Source organism: Kitasatospora sp. NPDC001225, assembly GCF_053597855.1.
This window is the reverse complement of record NZ_JBSFJC010000107.1, coordinates 1-21,416: the sequence shown is the minus strand read 5'-3', so window position 1 is coordinate 21,416 and position 21,416 is coordinate 1. Positions and strand designations below refer to the sequence as shown.

Below are 21,416 nucleotides of genomic sequence, written 5' to 3'. Positions count from 1 at the left end.
AGTATCCCTGCATGACCCCCACCACTCCGTACCGTCCCGGCGCCGCTGTCCGTGCCGCGGCCCGCAGCCCGTTGTGGCGGACGGTGCTGGTGCTGGTGCTGCTGGTGGCCGGGTTCGGCGGCTGGTGGCTGTCGGCGGGCCGCTCGCCCGGGTACCCGCGCGGCGAGGTCCGCTTCGCCACCGGGGTGCAGCGCGGCGTCTACGACCGGTACGGGCAGCTGCTCCAGGGCCACGTCTCGCGGGCGATGCCGGGGGTGCGGCTGGCCCTGGACAACTCCGAGGGCTCGGTCGACAACATCGGCCGGGTGATCGACGGCCGGGACACCTTCGCGATCGCCACCGCCGACGCGGTCGCCGACTACCACGAGCCCGGCAAGGAGAAGCTGCGGGCGATCGCCCGGCTGTACGACGACTACCTGCAGCTGGTCGTCCCGGCCTCCTCCCCGGTGCGGCGCACCGCCGACCTCAAGGGCCTGAAGGTCGGCGTCGGGCTGCCGCAGTCCGGGGTGAACCTGGTGACCAGGCGGCTGCTGACCGCCGCCGGGCTGGACCCGGACCATGACATCGTCCCGGTGTCGAAGGGCGTCGGCGAGGCCGCCGACGACCTGCGCGCGGGCACCCTGGACGCCTTCTTCTGGTCCGGCGGCCTGCCCACCAGCGCGCTCACCGACCTCTCCGAGCACGTCCGGATCCGGATCGTGCCGCTGAGCGACCTCGCCGAGGCCCTGCACAAGGCCGAGGGCGGCGGCACCGACGCCTACCGGGCGGCCACCATGCCCAAGGGCACCTACCCGAACGCCGAACCGAAGGACGCGGTCGCCACGGTGGCCGTGCCCAACCTGCTGATCACCCGGGACGACGTGGACCCGGGCCTGGTCGAGGGCATGACCCGCGCGGTGATCGACAGCCGGGACCAGATCGGCGCCCAGGTGCACGCGGCCCAGCTGGTCGACCTGCGCACCGCCGTCTACACCGACCCGCTCCCGCTGCACACCGGCGCGGCGCGCTACTACCGCTCGGTGAAGCCGTAGGCCCCGCCCCGGCGGCTACTTCTCCGGCTTCTCCGGCCGGGGCACCGCCAGCGTCACCGCGAGCCCGGTCGGCTTGACCGGCGCGAAGCCGAGCGTGCCGCCGCCGGCCGCCAGCAGGGTGCGGGCGATGGACAGCCCGAGCCCCGAACCGTCCACGTTCTGGTGCCGCGGGCTGCGCCAGAACCGGTCCCCGGCCCGCGACAGCTCGTCCTCGGTGAGGCCGGGTCCGGCGTCGGTGACGGTCACCGCGACCTCGTCCCGGCGCACCGCGACCCGCAGCCGCACCTCGCTGCCGGGCGGGCCGAACTTGAGCGCGTTGTCGACCACGGCGTCCAGGGCCGAGCCGAAGCCGATCGGGTCGGCCATCCCGATCGCCAGCGCCGGGCCGTCCCAGCGCAGCGTGATCCCGCGCTGCTCGGCCGCCGGCCGCCAGGCGTCGACCCGGGCCAGGGTGAGCTCGGCGAGGTCGGTGCGCTCCGGTTCGGGGCGGGCGTGCTCGGCGGTGGCCAGCCCGAGCAGGTCGTCCAGCACCCGGGCCAGCCGGACGCCCTCCTCCCGTACGCCGCTGAGCTCCTCCTCGTGGCCCTCGGGCAGTTCCAGGCCGAGCAGTTCGACCCGCAGCAGCAGGGCCGACAGCGGGTTGCGCAGCTGGTGCGAGGCGTCCGCGACGAAGGCCTTCTGCTGGTCCATGGCGAGCACCACGTGGTCCGCCATCTCGTTGAACGAGCGGGCCAGCCGCTGGAGTTCGGGCGGTCCGCCGCCGGGGGCGACCCGGGCGGCCATCCGGCCGGTGGCGATGTCGTGGGTGGCCCGGTCCAGGGTGCGCACCGGGCGCAGCACCCACTCGGTGAGCCGGACGGCGAGCAGCACGGCGACGATCATCGCGGCGGCCTCGCCCGCGACGATCACCAGCCACTTGTGCAGCACCCGGGTGCGCAGCGCCTCGGTCGGGGACTCGCTCAGCACCACCGCGACCACGTCGCCGTCGCGCACCACCGGGGCGGCGACGATGATCGTCCGGTCCGGCGTCCACGGCCAGACCTGCGGCGGGTTGTGGCTGCGCCGCCCGTCCAGCGCCTCCTGGAAGGCCTGGGCGCCCCAGCCCTCGCCGGGCACCCGCCAGTCGCCCGGGGCGGCGGCGATCGCCACCCCGTCGCGCTGGAAGATGCCCAGGCGGACGCCGTACAGGTCGTGGTAGCGGCGGACCTCGGAGAGGATCGCGCGCTGCCGGCTGAGGTCGCCCGGGGCGGGTTCCGGTTCGCCCTTGCGGGCGGAGTCGGCGGCGCCGGAGGTGGGCAGGTCCTGGGCGAGGCGGGCGGCGTCGTCGAGCCGGTCGACGACGACCTTGGTCTGCTCGGCCGCCGCGACCGCCGCCGCGAGCGGCAGCCCCAGGGCGGCCAGGACGCAGAGCATGAGGGCGATCAGGATGCCGAGCAGGCGGGTACGCACGTGCGGTCAGTGCTCCGCGGGAGCGGGGGCGGACGGGGCGGGGGCCGACGGGGCGGGGGCGGCCGGCGCCGGACAGTCGGGGATCAGCCGGTAGCCGACCCCGCGCACGGCCTCGACCAGGCCGGGCAGCGCCAGCTTGTTGCGCAGCGAGCCGATGTGCACCTCCAGGGTGCGCCCGTTGCCCTCCCAGCCGCTGCGCCAGACCTCGCTGAAGATCTGCTCGCGCCGGTAGACCACGCCCGGGCTCTGGGCGAGCAGCGCCAGCAGGTCGAACTCCTTGCGGGTGAGCGGCACGTCGCGGCCGTCCACGCTGACCCGGCGGCGCTCCCGGTCGATCCGGATGCCGCGGGACTCCAGCGGGCCGCGCTGCTGCGGCACGGTGTCGGGCGCGGGCACCGGCACCGCGGCGGGGGCGGCGCCGCGGCGGGCCACGGCGTGGATGCGGGCGAGCAGCTCGCCCATGTCGTACGGCTTGGTGACGTAGTCGTCGGCGCCCAGGTTGAGGCCGTGGATCCGGGAGCGGACGTCGGCGCGGGCGGTGACCATGATCACCGGGACGCCGCTGCCGGCCCTGATCCGGCTGCACACCTCGAAGCCGTCGCGGTCGGGCAGCCCGAGGTCGAGCAGCACCACGCGGTACGGCTCGTTGCCGTCCGGCACCAGGGCGTCCAGCGCCTCGTGCCCGCTGCGGGCGTGCCGGACCTGGAAGCCGTGCCGGCCCAGCACCGCGACCAGCGCGGCGGCCACGCGTTCGTCGTCCTCGACGAGCAGAAGTCGCATCCTGTTCTCCTCCTTCCCCCACCTGATCACCAGTGATCACCGGGCCGATCGGTCAGGTCCCGGTCCTGCGCAGTATGAGCCAGTGAACGGCCCGACGCCAGGTTCGACCGCGCACCGGGCCCGTGGGGGACGGGGAGCACCGGAGCGGATTCCCGCTGTGACATGCCCCGTCGGCGCCCGCGCGAACAGCGCGTGGGCGACGCGTGGCCGTTTCGTGATCCTCAAGTTCCGCTCAGATCGGCTGACGGCGAACGGTCACGGCTCCTAAGGTCGGCCCACCGGGGGCTGCGGCTCCGCCGGCCGCGGCCCCCGGATTCGCACCACCACTGCCTCCCAAGGGAGTTGAGACTTCTCGGGCAGGCGTTATTCGACGACAGAGGGAGCAGGCGCGATGACCGAGAGCCCGGTCGAGGACTCAACCACCGCAGCCGCCCCCCTGGTCGTGCTGAGCAAGGTCAACAAGCACTACGGCGCGCTGCACGTGCTGCAGGACATCGACCTCAGGATCGCCCAGGGCGAGGTGGTCGTACTGATCGGCCCGTCCGGATCGGGCAAGTCGACGCTCTGCCGGACGATCAACCGGCTGGAGACGATCGACTCCGGCACGATCACCATCGACGGCCGGCCGCTGCCCGACGAGGGCAAGGAGCTGGCCCGGCTGCGCGCCGAGGTTGGCATGGTGTTCCAGAGCTTCAACCTGTTCGCGCACAAGACCGTGCTGGAGAACGTGGTCATCGGCCAGGTGAAGGTGCGCAAGGTGCCCCGCCCGCAGGCCGAGAAGACCGCCCGGGAGCTGCTGGAGCGGGTCGGCGTCGGCGCGCAGGCGGACAAGTTCCCGGCCCAGCTCTCCGGCGGCCAGCAGCAGCGCGTGGCGATCGCCCGGGCGCTGGCGATGAAGCCCAAGGTGATGCTCTTCGACGAGCCCACCTCGGCGCTGGACCCGGAGATGGTCAACGAGGTGCTGGAGGTCATGCGCCAACTGGCCGCGGACGGCATGACGATGGTCGTGGTCACCCACGAGATGGGCTTCGCGCGCTCCGCCGCCAACCGGGTGCTGTTCATGGCCGACGGGAAGATCGTCGAGCAGAACACCCCGGACGCCTTCTTCACCGCGCCGCGCTCCGACCGCGCCAAGGACTTCCTCTCGAAGATCCTCCACCACTGACGCTTCGAGACCAGCGGGGCCGCCCCCCGGCATCGTCACCGGTGCCGGCCGGTCCCGCCGTGCAACGCCTTCCAGACGCCAGAGCCCGGTTGACACCGCGGCCCACCCCCAGGAGAACCCTCATGAGGACGTCCCGCACCCTCGCCGTCGCGCTCTGTGCCGTCGCGCTCACCGCCACCGCCGCCTGCGGCAAGGACGGCACCCCCGGCACCACCGCCGCGAGCAGCGGCGGCAGCGCCGCCCCGGCGCTGCCGACCTACACGGTCAAGACCGACGTCAAGGTCGACTCCGCGGTCCTCGCCGAGGCCAGGAAGCGCGGCCAGCTGATCATCGGCGCCAAGGCCGACCAGCCGAACCTCGGCTGGGAGGACGTCGCCAGCGGCGACCGCAGCGGCTTCGACATCGAGATCGCCAAGATGATCGCCGCCGACCTCGGCTTCACCCCGCAGCAGATCAAGTGGCAGACCCTGGTCTCCTCGCAGCGCGAGCCGGCCATCGCCAAGGGCCAGATCGACTTCTACGTCGGCACCTACAGCATCAACGACGAGCGCAAGAAGAGCGTCTCCTTCGCCGGCCCGTACTACATCGCCGGCCAGGACCTGCTGGTGAAGGCCGACAACACCTCGATCACCGGCGCGGAGAGCACCGGCGGCAAGAACGTCTGCACCGCCACCGGCTCGACCTCGATCAAGAACATCCAGCAGTACAACCCGAAGGTCACGCAGTTCGACACCTACTCGGCCTGCGTCGAGAAGCTGATGTCCGGCGAGGTCGACGCGGTCACCACCGACGACGCGATCCTCAAGGGCTACGCCTCCAAGTACGCCCCCAAGCTCAAGGTGGTCGGCAAGCCGTTCACCAAGGAGAACTACGGCGTCGGCCTCAACAAGGACGACAAGGCGCTGCGCGACGCCATCAGCGACGCCCTCAAGGCCCACGAGGACAACGGCGACTGGAAGAAGGCCTACGACGCGACCCTGGGCGCCTCCGGCTCCGCCGCGCCGGACGTCCCGGCCCTCGAGCGCTACTGACCCGCCCGCCGTACGTCGACTTCCCGACCATGAACTGAGAGGAGGGCCGCCGGATGGGGTTCCTGTTCGAGGACGACAACTTCGCGTTGTTCCGCGACGGCTTCCTACAGACGATCGAGGTGAGCGCGCTCAGCGCTCTGCTCGCCCTGCTGCTGGGCACCCTGCTGGCGGCCTTCCGGGTCTCCCCGGTGCCGGTCCTGCGCGCCTTCGGCACCGCCTGGGTCACGCTCTTCCGCAACACCCCGCTGACCCTGCTGTTCTTCGCCGTCACCTTCGGCCTGCCGCCGCTGGGCGTGCACTTCAGCCACCTGGTGTTCGCGGTGCTGGCGCTCGGCGGGTACACCGCCTCGTTCGTCTGCGAGGTGATCCGCTCCGGCATCAACACCGTGCCGCTCGGCCAGGCGGAGGCCGCCCGCAGCCTGGGCATGTCCTTCGGCCAGACCCTCACCCTGGTCGTCCTGCCGCAGGCCGCCCGGACCGTCCTGGGCCCGATGAGCAGCGTGTTCATCGCCCTGCCCAGGAACTCGGCGATCGCCGGCGCGTTCAGCGTCTCCGAGCTGTACAGCGCCCAGCAGACCTTCTCCGAGCGCGGCTTCTCGATCTTCGCCATCTTCTTCTGGGTGGCCTGCGCCTACCTGCTGATCAGCGCGACGATCGCCACGTTCTTCCGCTTCCTGGAATCCCGACTGGCGGTGGCCCGATGAGTGTTCTGAACCGCCAGGCTTCGGCCAGCGTCCTCTACGACGCCCCCGGCCCGAAGGCCCGCACCCGGTACCGCGCGTTCGGCATCCTCTCGGTGCTCGGCATCGCCGGTCTCCTCTGGTACGTCTTCACCGCGCTGAACGACAACGGCCAGTTCGACCCCGACCTGTGGGACCCGTTCCAGTACAACTTCGTCCAGCAGATGATCCTGGACGGCCTGCTGGCCACCCTGAAGGCCTTCGGGCTGGCGGCGGTCTTCTCGCTCGCCCTGGGCGCCCTGCTGGCGGCCGGTCAGCTCTCCGACCACAAGCCGGTCCGCTGGTTCTGCACGGCCTTCACCCAGTTCTTCCGGGCGATGCCGCTGCTGATCCTGATCGTCGGGCTCTACTACGCCTTCTTCGCCAAGGAGTCGATGTGGGCGCTGGTGCTCGGCCTCACCCTCTACAACGGGGCGGTCCAGGCCGAGATCATCCGCAGCGGCGTCAACGCCGTCCCGCGCGGCCAGGGCGAGGCGGCGTACGGGCTCGGTATGCGCAAGACCCAGGTGATGACGTCGATCCTGGTGCCGCAGGCCGTCCGTTCGATGCTGCCCTCGATGATCGGCCAGCTGGTCGTCACCCTCAAGGACACCTCGCTCGGTCTGATCATCACCTACCAGGAGCTGCTGTTCATCGGCAAGAAGATCGCCAGCCAGCCGATGAACGCCGCGGGCTTCCCCTACATCCCCGTGGTGCTGGTGATCGGACCGATCTACATCGCGATGTGCCTCCTGTTGACCGCGCTCGCACGCTGGATCGAAGCACGCGGCCGTCGCGGCGCGAACCGGCGCACTTCAGCTTCTGCTTGACGGACACGCAGGCGAACTGTTGCATTGCTCTTCGTGACACCTCCCGGGAGCATCCACGCGGCATATGCGGCAGCGGTAACTGACGCCGGCCGATCGGCCGGTTCGTGCCCGGAGGTTCCCTCATGGACCCGGTGATCGTGGTCGGGGCCGGACCGGTCGGTCTGGCCCTGGCCCTCGCCCTGGCCCGGCACGAGGTCCCCACCATCGTCCTGGACGAGGGCTCCGGCCTCTGCCCGGAAGGCCCGCGCAGCCTCGTCCTCGGCGCCGACACCGCCGCCTTCCTGACCCGGATCGGCTACCCGCGGGCCGTCTCGGACTCCGCGCTGTGGGACTCCTTCGCCGTCTGGCGCCGCCGCCAGGAGGTGCTGCGGATCGACCTCACCGACTCGCCCACCTACCACCTGCCCCAGCACCGCCTCCAGCGCGGGCTGCGCGACGCCCTGACCGGCACCCCGCTGATCAGGCTGGTCCCGCTCAACCGGGTCGTCGAGCTCGAACAGGACCGGGACGGCGTCAGCCTCCGCACCACGGGCACCCAGGACGGCTCCACCACCTGGTGGCGCGGCAGCCACCTGGTCGGCTGCGACGGCGCCAGATCCACCGTCCGCAAGCTCCTGAAGATCCGCTTCCCCGGCCGCCCGGCGGTCGACCGCAACGCCATCGCCACCGTCCGGGTCGACCTGCCCTTCGACGGCGCCCGGCTGCACCGCGAGCCCCCGTGGCGGGGCGACCGCGAGGCCTCCGCCCGTCCGCTGCCGGACGGCGTCTGGCGGCTCGACTGGCGGCTGCCCCCCGGCCGCCCCGCCGCCACCGAGACCGTCGACCCGCACGCCACCTGGCCCGGCATCGTCACCGGCGACACCCTGCTCACCCGGGTCACCTCCACCCTCACCGGCTGGTGCGGCGAACTGCCCCGCTTCGAACTGCTGGCCGCCGCCGACCACACCGCCCAGCAGCGGCTCGCCGCCCGCTTCCGCAGTGGCCGCTGCTTCCTGGCCGGCGACGCCGCCCACCTGCACGGCGCGCTCGGCATGCAGAACCTCGCGGACGGGCTGCGCGACGCCGACAACCTCGCCTGGCGGCTCGCCCTCGCCTGGCACCTCCACTCCGGCGGCCCGCAGCCCGGCGGCTCCCTGCTGGACGGCTACGAGGCCGAGCGGCGCGGGGCGGTCGGCGCCCGGCTGCGCGCGGTCGACCAGTCCATGCCGCTGCTGCGCCCGCTGCGCGGCTGGCAGCAGACCCGGCGCTCGCTGCTGGTCGGCGGCTTCCGCAAGCACGCCCCGCTGCTCGCCGACGGCCAGCTCGGCACCGGCCGGTTCGGCGGCGCGCCCGCCTACCCGGCGGCGCCCTCCGGCGTCCCGGCCCGGGTCCCGGTGCAGCGCGGCGCGCGCGGCACCACCTCGCTCAGCGAGCTGCTGCCCGCCACCGCCCCCGGCGTACTCGTCCCGGACCTGCCGGTGCTCGCCGACGACGGCACCCCCGACCACCTGCACGCCCGGCTCGGCACCACCTTCCTGCTGCTGCTGGTCGCCCCCGGCACCGCCGTCTGGTCCTCCGAGCACTGGCTCGGCGCCGGCCTGATGCCCCGCCTCGCCGAGGTCGCCGCCGCGCTGCCCGTCCCCGCCGAGGTGCTGGTCACCGAGGACTACCCGGGCGCCGGGCCGCACACCGTCCTGCTGATCCGCCCGGACGGCCACCTGGTCGGCACCACCCAGGGGGCCGTCGCCGAGGACCTGCTCGCCCTCGCCGACCGCGCCCGCGGCGGCCCGGCCACGCTCGGCCCAGCCCCCGACCCGGCCGAGCAGCCCTCGCCCCAGCAGGTGGACTCCCCGAGCTGAGGCCTCCGGGCCGCGGCGGGCCACGGTCTCAGCCGGCCACCGCCGTGGCCCGGCTCTCGCGGACCACCGTCACCCGGATCTGGCCCGGGTACGTCAGCTCGGTGGAGACCTGGCGGGCGACCTCACGGGCGATCAGCTCCGCACCGAGGTCGTCCACCGCGTCCGGACGGACCATCACCCGCACCTCGCGGCCCGCCTGCATCGCGAACACCTCGGCCACGCCCTCGTGCGAACGCGCGATCTCCTCCAGCCGCGCCAGCCGCCGGACGTACAGCTCCAGCGACTCCTTGCGCGCACCCGGCCGGCCGCCCGAGCAACCGTCCGCGGCCTGGGTCAGCACGGCCGTCACGGTGCGCGGATCGACCTCGTTGTGGTGGGCGGCGATCGCGTGCACCACCTCGGCGGACTCCCCGTACCGCCGGGCGAGCTCCGCGCCGACCGCGGCGTGGCTGCCCTCCGACTCGTGGGTGAGCGCCTTGCCGATGTCGTGCAGCAGCGCCGCGCGCCGCACCGGCTCCGGGTCCACCCCGAGCTCGGCGGCCATCATCCCGGCCAGGTGCGCGGACTCCAGCAGGTGCCCGAGCACGTTCTGCCCGTACGACGCCCGGTAGCGCAACGAGCCCAGGGTGCGGACGAGTTCGGGGTGCACCCCGTCGACCCGGGCCTCCAGCAGGGCGTCCTCGCCGGCCCGGACGCAGCTCTGCCCGACCTCCTCGCGGCTGCGCTCGTACAGGCTCTCGATCCGGGTCGGGTGGATCCGGCCGTCCTCGACCAGCTGCTCCAGGGTGAGCCGGGCGGTCTCCCGGCGGACCGGGTCGAAGCAGGACAGCTGCACCGACTCGGGGGTGTCGTCGACGATCAGGTTCACGCCGGTGACCGCCTCGAAGGCGCGGATGTTGCGGCCCTCGCGGCCGATGATCCGGCCCTTCATGTCCTCGTTCGGCAGCCGCAGGACGGTGACGGCGCTCTCCGCGGTCTGCTCCGTCGCCAGCCGCTGGACCGCCCCGGCGACGATGTCCCGGGCCCGGCGCTCGCCCTCCTCCCGGGCCTCGCGCTCGATCTCCCGGACGGTGACCGCGGCCTCCCGCCGGGCCGAGTCCTCGGCCTCCCGCAGGAGTTCGGCGCGGGCCTGCTCGGCGGAGAGCCCGGCGGCCCGCTCCAACGCCGCCGCCCGCCGGGCGACCAGCGCCTCGGCCTCGCCCCGGGACTGCTCCACCTCGGCGGAGCGCTCGGCCAGTTCGTCCTCCCGGCGGCGCAGCCTGCGCAGCTCCTCGGCCATGTCCTCCTCGCGGCGGGCCAGTTCGGTCCGCTGCCGGGCGGACTGCTCCTCGGCCCACCGGCGGGCCTGCTCGGCCTCGGCCAGCGCACCGCGCCGGGCCGCCCGGAGCCGCCTGATCGCCAGCCCGGCGGCGGCCACGACCACCAGCAGCAGGAGTGCGGCCGATCCGGCGACCGGCACCAGTGAGCCGCCCGGGCCGGTGCCCGCCGAGATCCCCATTCCCGCCCACTCCCCCGTCGCCGCGCGCGCCGCCGTCCGGAGGCGCCCCGGGCACTGAAGGCGAGGCTAGGTGGGGGTCACGGGAGGGTCAAGAGTTGACCTGGTCCACTCCAAGACACCTACAGAACTGCCACTACTCCCGACCCGACGGTTCACTCCACTCCTCTTCCAGCGCGCTGCGCACCACCCGGAACGCCAGTCCTTCGGAGTAGCCGCGCCGGGCCAGCATCCCGACCAGCCGCCGGGTGCGGACCTGGGTGTCCAGCCCCCGGGTGGACCGCAGCTTGCGCTCGACCAGCGCCCGGGCCGCGTCCGTCTCGTCGTCGTGGTCGAGCTGGGCGACGGCCTGCTCGACCAGGTCGGCGGCGACGCCCTTGGTGCGCAGCTCCTGGGCCAGCGCCCGCCGGGACAGGCCCCGGACGGCGTGCCGGGACTCCACCCAGGCCGCGGCGAAGGCCGCGTCGTCGATCAGCCCGACCTCTTCGAGCCGGGTGAGCACCGCGTCGGCGGCCTCCTCCGGGATCTCCCGCTTGCGCAGGGCGTCGGCGAGCTGCTTGCGGGTCTTGGCGGCGCCGGTCAGCAGCCGCAGGCAGATGTCCCGGGCGCGGGTCTCCGGGTCGGCCGACTCCTCGGCCTGCTTCCGGGAGGTACGGCCGGAGCCCTCCTCCCCGGGCAGCCCGGTGGCGGAGCGGCCCCGGCGCCCGCCGCGACGGGAGGCCGAGGCGGCCACACCCCCGTGACCGGCCGCCTCGCCGCCGCCGCGGCCGCTCTCCACGGCCGTCGGTGTCGAAGCGGGCCCGGCCGCTTCGGTTTGCTCGGCCTCCAGGGCCGAGCGCCGCCGCCGGCGGCCGGTGGGCAGCTCGGAGGCGGAGACCAGGCCGAGCGCCTCGACCGGGGTTTCCGCCGGCTCCGGCCCGGGCGCCGCGCCGCGCACCGCCCGGGTCGGAGCCAGGTCGAACTCCGGCTCGGCGCCGGATGCCCACTGCGCGGTGGACGGACGGCCGCGCCGGGAGCGCGAGGCCCGGGGCTTCGCGGCCACCGGCTCGGGCTCCTCCGCGACGGCGGCGAACCAGTCCGGCGGCCCGTGCTCGTCCTCCTCCGCGACCGCGGCGAACCAGTCCGGCGGCCCGTAGTCGTCGTCCTCCGGGCCCGCCGGGCCGCCGCCCACCGTGTCGTACTGCGTCAACGGCTCAGGCCTTGGCCGCCGCCGTCTTCTTCGCCGCGGCCGTCTTGGTGGCGGTCGCGGTGATCGGCTTGGCCGCGCCGTCGGCGGCGGCCTCGGCACTCTCCTCGGCCGGCTCCTCCACCTTCGGGCCGATGCCGAGCTTGCCCTTGATCTTCCGCTCGATCTCGTCGGCGAGCTGCGGGTTGTCCCGCAGGAAGTTGCGGGCGTTCTCCTTGCCCTGGCCGAGCTGGTCGCCCTCGTAGGTGTACCAGGCGCCCGACTTGCGGATGAAGCCGTGCTCCACGCCCATGTCGATCAGGCCGCCCTCGCGGCTGATGCCCACGCCGTAGAGGATGTCGAACTCGGCCTGCTTGAACGGCGCGGCGACCTTGTTCTTGACCACCTTGACGCGGGTGCGGTTGCCGACCGCCTCGGTGCCGTCCTTCAGGGTCTCGATCCGGCGGATGTCGAGGCGGACCGAGGCGTAGAACTTCAGCGCCCGGCCACCGGTCGTGGTCTCCGGCGAACCGAACATCACGCCGATCTTCTCGCGCAGCTGGTTGATGAAGATCGCGGTGGTGTTCGACTGGTTCAGCGCACCGGCGATCTTGCGCAGCGCCTGGCTCATCAGCCGGGCCTGCAGACCGACGTGCGAGTCGCCCATCTCGCCCTCGATCTCGGCGCGCGGCACGAGCGCAGCGACCGAGTCGATGATCACCAGGTCGATCGCGCCGGAGCGGATCAGCATGTCGGTGATCTCCAGCGCCTGCTCACCGGTGTCCGGCTGGCTGACCAGCAGGGCGTCGGTGTCCACGCCGAGCTTCTTGGCGTACTCCGGGTCGAGCGCGTGCTCCGCGTCGACGAACGCGACCGTGCCGCCGGCCTTCTGGGCGTTGGCGGCCAGGTGCAGGGTCAGGGTGGTCTTGCCGGAGGACTCGGGGCCGTAGATCTCGACCACGCGGCCACGCGGGATGCCGCCGACCCCGAGGGCGACGTCCAGGGCGGTGGACCCGGTGGAGATCACCTCGACCGGCTCGTTGGCCTTCTCGCCGAGGCGCATCACCGAGCCCTTGCCGAACTGCCGCTCGATCTGGGCGAGCGCGGTCTCAAGGGCCTTCTCGCGATCCGTACCTGCCATGGCTTTTTCCCTCGGGTTCTGTGCTGTGCGCTTCATCGTCCTCGACGCTAGCGCGTCCCACTGACAAACGGGCCCGGCCGGGCTCCGCCTGTGGAAAACTCCACGCCGGAGAGTACAAAGAACATCTGTTCGATTCAAGCGTCGCACGTCCGGGCCCCGCCGCCCCCGGGGACACCCCGGGGGCGGCGCCCCGGGTCACTCCCCGCGCCTCGCCCCGTCCCCGCCGACCATCCGGCGCAGCCGCCGGGCCGCCTCCCGGCGCAGCTCCCGCCGGGCCCGCCGCTGCTCGCCCCGGTCGATCCGCGGGTCGGTGGCCACCTCGTACCGCCGCACGTACGTCCCCACGAAGCCCTGGAGCGTCGCCGCCGCCGGGATCGCGATCACCGCGCCGACCGCGCCGAGCAGCGCCGCGCCCGCGATCACCGAGCCGAAGGCCACCGCCGGGTGCACGTCCACCGTCCGCGCGGTGATCCTCGGCTGCAGCAGGTAGTTCTCGATCTGCTGGTACACCACCACGAAGACCAGCACCCAGAGCGCGTCCACCGGCTTCACCGTCAGCGCCACCAGCACCGGCAGCGTCCCGGCCAGGTAGGTCCCGAGGGTCGGCACGAACTGCGACATGACGCCGACCCAGACCGCCAGCGCCGCCGCGTACGGCAGGCCGAGCAGTTCGAACATCACCCAGTGCCCGGCGGCCGACACCACCGCGAGCAGCGCCCGGGAGTACAGGTAGCCGCCGGTCTTGGCGAGCGCGATCTCCCAGGCCCGCAGCACCTCGGCCTGCTTGGCGGGCGGCAGCATCGAACAGACCGTCCGGCGCACCCGCGGGCCCTCGGCGGTGAAGTAGAAGGTGAACAGCCCGACCGTGAAGGCCTTGAAAAGCCCGCCGATCACGGTGGACGAGACGCCCCAGGCGTTGTCGGCGGCCTGCTGGACGTAGGTCTCGATGGTGCCGGAATCCTTGAGCAATCGATTCTGCAACTCGCCCAGCGAGAGGTCCTGGTGGAAGGTCCGGTTGATCCAGTCGATCAGGTTGTCGACCAGGTGCGGGAGGTCCCCCGCGAGCTTCGCCACCTGGTCGACCAGCAGGGTGCCGAGCGCGGCGAGGAAGCCCACCACCGCGACCCCGACCGCCACGAACACCAGGAAGGTCCCGACCCCCCGGCGCACCCCCCGCGCGGCCATCCGGTCCACGGCCGGCTCCAGCGCCAGCGACAGGAAGAACGACACCAGCAGCATCACGAACAGGTCGATCAGCTGCCGGAACGCCCAGTCCGCGAGCTGGAAGGCCCCCACCAGCACCAGGAACAGCACCATCGCCCGCGGCAGCCAACGCGGCATCCCGCCGCCCCACAGACCCCCACCCGCCGGAGCGCCCTCGGCGTCCCGGTCCGAATTCTTCTGTTCCGCGCTATTTGTCACCCGAACAGTCTGTCCCATGCCCCCGGGGGGCCGGCAGTCAGCGCAGCACCCCGGAGACGCCCTGGGTGTCGCAGACCACCCGCCAGACCTCCTTGGCCTCCCAGCCCGCCTCCAGCGCCTGCCGCACCGTCCGCCCGCCCAGCTCGCTCATCACGTGGTCGGTCGCGAACGACTCCGCGTACGCCTCCCCGAAGTGCGCGTACATCCGTCGCCAGAACTCCGTCAGCCTCATGCCCCAAGTATCCCGGACCGGGCCCGCCACTCCCCGGCCGTCAGCGCGTACTCGACCTCGCCGTGCTCGCTGCCCGGGATCATCTCCGGGTAGTCCTCGTGGAACGTGCGGACGTACGACAGCCCGCTCTTCTCCATCACCCGCCGCGAGCCCGCGTTCACCGCCATGGTGTACGCCACCACCCGCTCCACCCCCAGCTCCGCGAACCCGAGCCGGACCAGCGCCCGCGCCCCCTCCGTCGCGTAGCCGCGCCCCCACGCGGCCTGCCGCAAGCGGTACCCGAGCTCGACCTCCCCGCGCTCCCCCTCCCGAGTCGGCCGGAACTCGAACCACCCCAGGAACGCCCCGCCCGCCCGCTCCTCGGCCGCCCACCAGCCGAGGTCGCCGTAGCGCCGGTAGTGCTCCAGGTAGCGCGGCAGCAGCTCCCCCTCGACCCACTCCCGCGGACTCGGCTTCCCCCCGGTGAGGAAGCGCATCACCGCAGGGTCCCCGTCCAGCTCCACGAGCCGGTCCGCGTCCGCCGTCGTGAAGCGCCGCAGCACCAGCCGCTCGGTCGTCAGGAACACGGCCGCACCCGAATCACCCATGCCCCGATCCTCACCCCCGTCCCACCGCCCCGTCACCTGCTTTTCCCCGCCCCACCACCCGACGGGCGCGCGGGGCGCGGCCCGCGCCCCCGTCACCGGGGCAGCACCAGCAGCCCCGCCCCGAAGTACTGCCGTTCCCCGCAGCCCAGGAGCCCCGGGGGGCACCCCGGCGCCGCCGCCCCGGCCAGCAGCGCGGCCAACCCGTCCGCCCCCAGCTCCGGGTGCAGGGCCGCCGCCACCGCCACCGCCCCGGTCACGTGCGCGGCCGCCATCGAGGTCCCCGCCAGCGCCGCGTACCGCCCGTCCGGCCAGTCGGAGACGACCGCCCCCTGCGGCCCGCCGTCCGGGTCGCCGCCGGGCGCGGCCAGCGAGACCCGTCCACGCCCATAGTTGGAGTAGGCCGCCGGGTGCCCGTCCCGGTTCACCGCCGTGACGGTGACCACCCCGGGCAGCTCACCGGGCAGCCGTACGCACTCCGTGCCCAGGTGACGCAGGGGCGCCGGCCCCGAGACCCGGTCGTTGGGGCTCCGCTCGTCGGTCCGCGAGGCGCCGAGGTCCTGCCCGTCGTTGCCCGCCGAGGCGACCACCACCGCCCCCGCCCGACGGGCGTACCCGGCGGCCCGCCCGACGGCCGCGATCAGCGCGGCCTGGTCCGCGTCCCCGGGGCAGTTGTACTTCCACGGGTCGGCGAAGTAGCTGTTGTTGACCGCCTTGGCCCCGTGGTCGGCGGCCCAGAGCATGCCGCAGACGATGTTCTCCGCGTAGTACTGCCCGAGCGGCCCGAGCAGCCGGACGGCGGCGATCCGCACCCCGGGCGCCACCCCGGTGACGCCGTGGCCGTCCCGGGTGGCGCCGACGATCCCGGCGACGTGCGTGCCGTGGCCGCTCTCGACCACCCCGGGGTCGGGCCGCCAGGCGCCGGTACGGGCGTCGGGCCGGCCGTCCGCGCAGGAGGCGGAGGCCTTCGGGTCGACGGCGGCCCGCAGGTCCGGGTGGGTGTCGTCGACCCCGGAGTCCAGCACCGCGACCAGCACCCCGTGCAGCGCGTCGGCGCTCGGTGCGGCACCGCCGGAGACCGCCGAGGCGTCCGCCGCCCCGCGGGCGGCACCGCCGAGCATGGCGAGGTTCCAGGCGCCCGCCTCCCCCGGATCGGGCACCGTGACGGTCTCCCCGTCCATCCGGTCGCCGCCCGCCCGGCCACCGGTCCCGGCCCCCGCCGTGAAGTCCCCCGCCCCCGTCACCGCCCGCGGCGGCGCGACCACCGGCGCGGTCCTGGTCGCCCCGACGGCGGCGATCCCGGGCCGGCCCCGCACCCGGTCGGCGAACGGGCCGGTCGCGTACACCAGCACGGCCCCGATCTGCGGGTACTCCTGGACCACCTGCCCGCCCGCCGCCCGGCTCTCCGCCCCGGCCCGGGCGGCGCCGGCGGCGTCCTCGCCCTCGGCCAGCACCAGGTAGCTGAGGTACGCCCGCCCCGCCCCGGACACGGACGGGACGGCGCCGCCCACCACGAGCGCCATCAGCAGCATCGCAAGCAGCGCCCGGGCGGGCCCGCGGACCCGACGGCGTCGGGCGGGCCCGCCCGACGGGTGCGCCTGCGCCATCGCACGGTCTCCGCTCGTCGGTCCGGTGGGTCACGGGTGGATCACCCATCCGATTCCTCACCATATGAGCGGATTGTGGTTTCTGCTCCCCGGCTTGCACCCCTCCTCCGAACCTCCCGCCCGCCCCCGCTTGTCGGTCCCACCCGGCACCATGGGGGCATGGCGCCCCAGCACCCGACCCCGTCCGCCGACGACCCCCTGGCCGGCTTCGCCCCGGCCACCCGGGCCTGGTTCACCGGTGCCTTCTCCGCCCCCACCGCCGCGCAGGCCGAGGCCTGGCAGGCCATCCAGCGGGGGACGGACGTCCTGGTGGTCGCCCCCACCGGCTCCGGCAAGACGCTGGCCGCCTTCCTCTCCGCCCTCGACCGGCTCAGCACCACCCCTCCCCCCGCCGAGCCGAGGCACCGCTGCCGGGTCCTCTACGTCTCACCGCTCAAGGCCCTCGCGGTGGACGTCGAACGGAACCTGCGCGCCCCCCTGGCCGGCCTGCGCCAGGCCGCCGTCCGACTCGGCCTGCCCGAGCCCGAGGTCCAGGTCGCCATCCGCTCCGGCGACACCCCGGCCGCCGACCGCCGCCGCTTCGCGACCCACCCGCCGGACATCCTGATCACCACCCCCGAGTCGCTGTTCCTGCTGCTCACCTCCGCCTCCCGGGAGGCCCTGCGCGGCGTGGACACGGTGATCCTGGACGAGGTGCACGCGGTCGCCGGCACCAAGCGCGGCGCGCACCTCGCGCTCAGCCTGGAACGGCTGGACGAACTGCTGGACCGCCCGGCCCGCCGGATCGGCCTGTCCGCGACGGTCCGCCCGGTCGAGGAGGTGGCCCGCTTCCTGAGCCCGCGGCGCGGCGCCGCCGTGGTCCAGCCCGCCGCCGCCAAGGAGTTCGACCTCTCGGTGGTCGTCCCCGTCCCCGACCTGGACGACCTGCCCGCCGCCCCGGCCACCGGCGGCGCCGCCGGCACCGACCCGCAGCGGCAGGCCTCGATCTGGCCGCACGTCGAGGAGCGGATCGTCGACCTGGTCGAGGCGCACCGCTCGACCATCGTCTTCGCCAACTCCCGCCGGCTGGCCGAGCGGCTGTGCAACCGGCTGAACGAGATCGCCTACGAGCGCGCCACCGGCACCACCGTCCCCGAGGCGCACTCCCCGGCCGAGCTGATGGGCGGTTCGGGCGCGGCCAAGGGCGCGCCCCCGGTCATCGCCCGGGCCCACCACGGCTCCGTCTCCAAGGAGCAACGGTCGCTCGTCGAGGAGGAGTTGAAGGCCGGCCGGCTGCCCGCCGTGGTCGCCACCTCCAGCCTGGAGCTGGGCATCGACATGGGCGCCGTCGAACTGGTCGTCCAGGTCGAGTCCCCGCCCTCGGTCGCCTCCGGCCTGCAGCGGGTCGGCCGGGCCGGCCACCAGGTCGGCGCCGTCTCCACCGGCGTCTTCTTCCCCAAGTACCGGGGGGACCTCGTCCAGTCCGCCGTGGTCACCGAGCGGATGCGGGCCGGCCGGATCGAGGCGCTGCGCATCCCGCGCAACCCGCTGGACGTGCTCGCCCAGCAGCTGGTCGCGATGACGGCCCTGGACACCTGGCCGGTGGACGACCTGCTCGCCGTGGTCCGCCGCGCCGCGCCCTTCGCGACCCTCCCGCAGTCCGCCTTCGACGCCGTGCTCGACATGCTGGCCGGCCGCTACCCCTCGGACGCCTTCGCCGAGCTGCGCCCCCGCCTGGTGTGGGACCGGGTGGCCGGCACCGTGACCGGCCGCCCCGGCGCCCAGCGACTGGCCGTCACCTCCGGCGGCACCATCCCCGACCGCGGCCTGTTCGGCGTCTTCATCGCGGGCTCGGACCCCGAGAAGAAGGGTGGTGGTGGGCGACGGGTGGGCGAGCTCGACGAGGAGATGGTCTACGAGTCCCGCGTCGGCGACGTGTTCACCCTCGGCACCACCTCCTGGCGGATCGAGGAGATCACCCACGACAAGGTGCTGGTCACCCCCGCCCCCGGCGTCCCCGGCCGGCTCCCGTTCTGGAAGGGCGACACGCTCGGCCGCCCGCTCGAACTCGGCCGCGCCCTCGGCGCCTTCACCCGCGAACTGGGCGCCCTGCCACCCGAGGCCGCCACCGAGCGCCTCAAGCGGGCCGGCCTGGACGACTGGGCGGCGGCCAACCTGCTGGACTACCTGGCCGAGCAGCGCGCCGCCTGCGGCCACCTCCCCGACGACCGCACCATCGTGGTCGAACGCTTCCGGGACGAGCTCGGCGACTGGCGGATCGTCGTCCACTCCCCCTTCGGCGCCCAGGTCCACGCCCCCTGGGCGCTCGCCCTCGGCGCCCGGCTGCGCGAGCAGCACGGCCTGGACCCGCAGGTCATGCACGCCGACGACGGCATCGTGCTGCGCCTGCCCGACGCCGACCTGCTGAGCCTCGACTTCGACTTCGGCAGCCCCTCGGCGCAGTCGGACCAGGACGAGGCCCCGGTCGGCGCCGACGCCACCCTGTTCGACCCAAGCGAGATCGAGCAGCTGGTCACCGACCAGGTCGGCGGCTCCGCCCTGTTCGCCTCCCGCTTCCGGGAGTGCGCCGGCCGCGCCCTGCTGCTCCCCCGCCGCAGCCCGGGCCGCCGCACCCCGCTCTGGCAGCAGCGCCAGCGCGCCGCCCAACTGCTCGAAGTCGCCTCCGAGTACGGCTCGTTCCCGATCGTCCTGGAGGCCGTCCGGGAGTGCCTGCAGGACGTCTTCGACGTCCCCGGCCTGGTCGAGCTGATGGGCGATCTGGAGTCCCGCGCCGTCCGCCTGGTCGAGGTCACCACCCCCGAGCCCTCGCCCTTCGCCCGCTCGCTGCTGTTCGGCTACGTCGCCCAGTTCCTCTACGAGGGCGACTCCCCGCTCGCCGAGCGCCGCGCCGCCGCCCTCTCGCTCGACTCCCGGCTGCTGTCCGAACTCCTCGGCCAGGCCGAGCTGAGCGAGCTGCTCGACCCGCGGGTGCTCGCCGAACTGGAGGCCGAGCTCCAACGCCTCGTCCCCGAGCGCCGGCTCAAGGACGCCGAGGGCGTCGCCGACGCCCTGCGCCTGCTCGGCCCGCTCTCCGAGGCCGAGTTGACCGTCCGCGGCGCCGAGCCGCTCTGGGCCCTGGAGCTGGAGGCCGCCCGCCGGGTGATCCAGGTCCGGATCGCCGGCGAGCGCCGCTGGGCCGCGATCGAGGACGCCGGACGGCTGCGCGACGCGCTGGGCACCCCGCTGCCGGTCGGCGTCCCGGAGGCCTTCACCGAGTCGGTCAAGGACCCGCTGGGCGATCTGATCGCCCGCCACGCCCGCACCCACGGCCCGTTCACCGCCGCCGAGGCCGCCGCCCGCTACGGCCTCGGCACCGCCGTGGTCACCGGCACCCTGCACCGCCTGACCGCCGCCGGCCGCCTGGTCCAGGGCCACTTCAGGCCCGCCGGGAGCCAGACCGACCCCGAGTGGCACACCGCCCCCGAGTGGTGCGACGCCGAGGTGCTGCGCCGGCTGCGCCGCCGCTCGCTCGCCGCCCTGCGCCACGAGGTCGAGCCGGTCCCGCCGCGCGCCCTGGCCGCCTTCCTGCCGCAGTGGCAGCACCTGGCCGGCCACCGGCTGCGCGGCCCGGACGGCCTGCTGCGGGTGGTCGAGCAGCTCCAGGGCACCGCCCTGCCCGCCTCCGCGCTGGAGAAGCTGATCCTCCCGGCCCGGCTCACCGACTACTCCCCCGGCCTGCTGGACGAGCTGATGGCGGCCGGCGAGATCGGCTGGTGCGGGGCCGGCGCCCTGCCCGGCAAGGACGGCTGGCTCAGCCTGCACCTCGCCGAGAACGCCCACCTGCTGCGCCCCGAGCCCGTCCCGCCCGCACTCACCCCGGTGCACAGCGCCCTGATGTCCGCGCTGGCCGGCGGCTACGGCCTGTTCTTCCGCCAACTCGTCCAGCAGCTCCCGGAGGAGACCGCCGAGCCGGAGGTCGTCGAGGCGCTCTGGGACCTGGTCTGGGCCGGTTTCGTCACCAACGACACCCTCGCCCCGCTGCGCGCCATGCTCGGCTCCGGCCGGACGGCGGGCGCCACCGCCCACCGCGCGCCCCGGTCCACCCCGCGCGGCCGCTACGGCGGTGCCGGCCGCGCCCTCGGCCGGGTCGGCGGCGCCCTGCGCAGCGGCCCGCCGACGGTGGCCGGCCGCTGGTCGCTGCTGCCCGCCTTCGCCGCCGACCCGACGGTCCGGGCCACCGCCCAGGCACAGAACCTGCTGGACCGCCACGGCCTGCTCACCCGGGGCGCGGTGGCGGCCGAACGGGTGCCCGGCGGCTTCGCCGGGGTCTACCGGGTGCTCGCCGCGATGGAGGAGCGCGGCCGGGCCCGCCGCGGCTACTTCGTCGAGGGCCTGGGCGGCGCCCAGTTCGCCATGGAGGGCGCGGCCGACCGGCTGCGCTCGGTGAACGGCCGGTTGGAGCGGGCCCGGGCGGCCGAGTGGCCGGCCGCCCCGGCGGGCGAGCCGCCGCAGACGCTGGTGCTGGCCGCCGCCGATCCGGCCAACGCCTACGGCGCGGCCCTGCCCTGGCCCGACCCGCCCGCGGCCCCCGACGGCAAGGAGCCCACCGCCCACCGCCCGGGCCGCAAGGCGGGCGCCCTGGTGGTCCTGGTGGACGGCGAGCCGGCGCTGTACGTCGAGCGCGGCGGCAAGTCCCTGCTGGCCTGGCCGGAGGACGAGGCCACCCGGGCGCTGGCGGCCGGGGCGCTCGCGGCCGCCGTCCGGGAGGGCGCGCTCGGCAGCGTCACGGTCGAACGGGCCAACGGCGAGCCCGCCCTGGGCTCGGCCCTGGGCCGCGCCCTGGAGGAGGCGGGCTTCCACGCCACCCCGCGCGGCCTGCGCCTGCGCCCCTGATCCATGGCCACGGAACCAGGGCCGGAAGACATCGGAGGCCGCGGGGTCGTCGACC

Annotated in this window: 16 protein-coding genes; 7 read left to right on the top strand and 9 right to left on the bottom strand. The window is 74.5% G+C overall.

The window, feature by feature from the left end; all coding sequences use genetic code 11:
- The first annotated feature begins 11 nt into the window (after positions 1–11).
- On the top strand, positions 12–1,031 hold the full coding sequence (locus tag ACWDCZ_RS29305) for a TAXI family TRAP transporter solute-binding subunit (RefSeq protein WP_074005693.1): 1,020 nt from the start codon (positions 12–14) through the stop codon (positions 1,029–1,031).
- A 15-nt stretch (positions 1,032–1,046) separates the two neighbouring features.
- Here ACWDCZ_RS29305 and ACWDCZ_RS29300 read toward each other — a convergent pair whose 3' ends face one another.
- Complete coding sequence (locus tag ACWDCZ_RS29300) at positions 1,047–2,480, bottom strand: sensor histidine kinase (RefSeq protein ID WP_049655577.1); 1,434 nt, start codon at positions 2,478–2,480, stop codon at positions 1,047–1,049.
- Positions 2,481–2,486: 6 nt separating this feature from the next.
- Positions 2,487–3,260 carry a response regulator transcription factor gene (locus tag ACWDCZ_RS29295; protein WP_049655579.1) on the bottom strand — a complete coding sequence of 258 codons (774 nt, stop codon included), beginning with the start codon at positions 3,258–3,260 and terminating at the stop codon, positions 2,487–2,489.
- A 391-nt stretch (positions 3,261–3,651) separates the two neighbouring features.
- Between ACWDCZ_RS29295 and ACWDCZ_RS29290 the strand changes: the two genes are divergently transcribed.
- The 5 genes from ACWDCZ_RS29290 (at position 3,652) to ACWDCZ_RS29270 (ending at position 8,843) form a co-directional block, all read left to right on the top strand.
- A complete protein-coding gene (locus ACWDCZ_RS29290; RefSeq protein ID WP_049655580.1) occupies positions 3,652–4,425 on the top strand; it encodes an amino acid ABC transporter ATP-binding protein in 774 nt (257 codons plus the stop codon).
- A gap of 122 nt (positions 4,426–4,547) precedes the next feature.
- Positions 4,548–5,456, top strand: a complete 909-nt coding sequence (locus ACWDCZ_RS29285) for a glutamate ABC transporter substrate-binding protein (RefSeq protein WP_049655582.1) — start codon at positions 4,548–4,550, stop codon at positions 5,454–5,456.
- 53 nt (positions 5,457–5,509) lie between these two features.
- Positions 5,510–6,160 (top strand): amino acid ABC transporter permease, encoded by a 651-nt coding sequence (locus ACWDCZ_RS29280; RefSeq protein WP_049655583.1) that lies wholly within the window; start codon positions 5,510–5,512, stop codon positions 6,158–6,160.
- Positions 6,157–7,005, top strand: a complete 849-nt coding sequence (locus ACWDCZ_RS29275) for an amino acid ABC transporter permease (RefSeq protein ID WP_049655584.1) — start codon at positions 6,157–6,159, stop codon at positions 7,003–7,005. The genes ACWDCZ_RS29280 and ACWDCZ_RS29275 overlap by 4 nt, the downstream gene beginning before the upstream one ends.
- Before the next feature lie 122 nt (positions 7,006–7,127).
- A complete protein-coding gene (locus ACWDCZ_RS29270; RefSeq protein WP_380740142.1) occupies positions 7,128–8,843 on the top strand; it encodes an FAD-dependent monooxygenase in 1,716 nt (571 codons plus the stop codon).
- Positions 8,844–8,871: 28 nt separating this feature from the next.
- Here the strand turns inward: ACWDCZ_RS29270 and rny are convergent, their stop codons facing one another.
- From rny to ACWDCZ_RS29235, 7 genes are all read right to left on the bottom strand, one after another.
- Complete coding sequence (gene rny, locus ACWDCZ_RS29265) at positions 8,872–10,341, bottom strand: ribonuclease Y (RefSeq protein ID WP_375877269.1); 1,470 nt, start codon at positions 10,339–10,341, stop codon at positions 8,872–8,874.
- Between the two features lie 133 nt (positions 10,342–10,474).
- On the bottom strand, positions 10,475–11,527 hold the full coding sequence (gene recX / locus ACWDCZ_RS29260; RefSeq protein WP_449817394.1) for a recombination regulator RecX: 1,053 nt from the start codon (positions 11,525–11,527) through the stop codon (positions 10,475–10,477).
- A gap of 4 nt (positions 11,528–11,531) precedes the next feature.
- Positions 11,532–12,644, bottom strand: a complete 1,113-nt coding sequence (recA, locus tag ACWDCZ_RS29255; RefSeq protein ID WP_049659177.1) for a recombinase RecA — start codon at positions 12,642–12,644, stop codon at positions 11,532–11,534.
- A 195-nt stretch (positions 12,645–12,839) separates the two neighbouring features.
- Entirely contained in the window at positions 12,840–13,985 is a 1,146-nt protein-coding gene (locus ACWDCZ_RS29250) for an AI-2E family transporter (RefSeq protein ID WP_449817393.1), read from the bottom strand.
- 118 nt (positions 13,986–14,103) lie between these two features.
- Positions 14,104–14,298 (bottom strand): DUF3046 domain-containing protein, encoded by a 195-nt coding sequence (locus ACWDCZ_RS29245; protein WP_117489691.1) that lies wholly within the window; start codon positions 14,296–14,298, stop codon positions 14,104–14,106.
- Complete coding sequence (locus ACWDCZ_RS29240) at positions 14,295–14,885, bottom strand: GNAT family N-acetyltransferase (RefSeq protein WP_074005700.1); 591 nt, start codon at positions 14,883–14,885, stop codon at positions 14,295–14,297. Before ACWDCZ_RS29240 ends, ACWDCZ_RS29245 begins: the two co-directional genes overlap by 4 nt.
- Before the next feature lie 92 nt (positions 14,886–14,977).
- Entirely contained in the window at positions 14,978–16,489 is a 1,512-nt protein-coding gene (locus ACWDCZ_RS29235; RefSeq protein ID WP_449817392.1) for a S8 family serine peptidase, read from the bottom strand.
- A gap of 159 nt (positions 16,490–16,648) precedes the next feature.
- On the opposite strand from ACWDCZ_RS29235, the gene ACWDCZ_RS29230 reads away from it, so the two are divergent.
- Positions 16,649–21,361, top strand: coding sequence for an ATP-dependent helicase (locus tag ACWDCZ_RS29230; protein ID WP_449817391.1), 4,713 nt, complete (start codon positions 16,649–16,651; stop codon positions 21,359–21,361).
- Positions 21,362–21,416 lie beyond the last annotated feature (55 nt).

Coding starts and splice junctions, on each gene's coding strand:
- ACWDCZ_RS29305 (WP_074005693.1), top strand. CDS start 12: ATGACCCCCACCACTCCGTACCGTCCCGGCGCCGCTGTCCGTGCCGCG.
- ACWDCZ_RS29295 (WP_049655579.1), bottom strand. CDS start 3,260: ATGCGACTTCTGCTCGTCGAGGACGACGAACGCGTGGCCGCCGCGCTG.
- ACWDCZ_RS29290 (WP_049655580.1), top strand. CDS start 3,652: ATGACCGAGAGCCCGGTCGAGGACTCAACCACCGCAGCCGCCCCCCTG.
- ACWDCZ_RS29285 (WP_049655582.1), top strand. CDS start 4,548: ATGAGGACGTCCCGCACCCTCGCCGTCGCGCTCTGTGCCGTCGCGCTC.
- ACWDCZ_RS29280 (WP_049655583.1), top strand. CDS start 5,510: ATGGGGTTCCTGTTCGAGGACGACAACTTCGCGTTGTTCCGCGACGGC.
- ACWDCZ_RS29275 (WP_049655584.1), top strand. CDS start 6,157: ATGAGTGTTCTGAACCGCCAGGCTTCGGCCAGCGTCCTCTACGACGCC.
- ACWDCZ_RS29270 (WP_380740142.1), top strand. CDS start 7,128: ATGGACCCGGTGATCGTGGTCGGGGCCGGACCGGTCGGTCTGGCCCTG.
- rny (WP_375877269.1), bottom strand. CDS start 10,341: ATGGGGATCTCGGCGGGCACCGGCCCGGGCGGCTCACTGGTGCCGGTC.
- recA (WP_049659177.1), bottom strand. CDS start 12,644: ATGGCAGGTACGGATCGCGAGAAGGCCCTTGAGACCGCGCTCGCCCAG.
- ACWDCZ_RS29250 (WP_449817393.1), bottom strand. CDS start 13,985: ATGCCGCGTTGGCTGCCGCGGGCGATGGTGCTGTTCCTGGTGCTGGTG.
- ACWDCZ_RS29245 (WP_117489691.1), bottom strand. CDS start 14,298: ATGAGGCTGACGGAGTTCTGGCGACGGATGTACGCGCACTTCGGGGAG.
- ACWDCZ_RS29240 (WP_074005700.1), bottom strand. CDS start 14,885: ATGGGTGATTCGGGTGCGGCCGTGTTCCTGACGACCGAGCGGCTGGTG.
- ACWDCZ_RS29235 (WP_449817392.1), bottom strand. CDS start 16,489: ATGGCGCAGGCGCACCCGTCGGGCGGGCCCGCCCGACGCCGTCGGGTC.
- ACWDCZ_RS29230 (WP_449817391.1), top strand. CDS start 16,649: ATGGCGCCCCAGCACCCGACCCCGTCCGCCGACGACCCCCTGGCCGGC.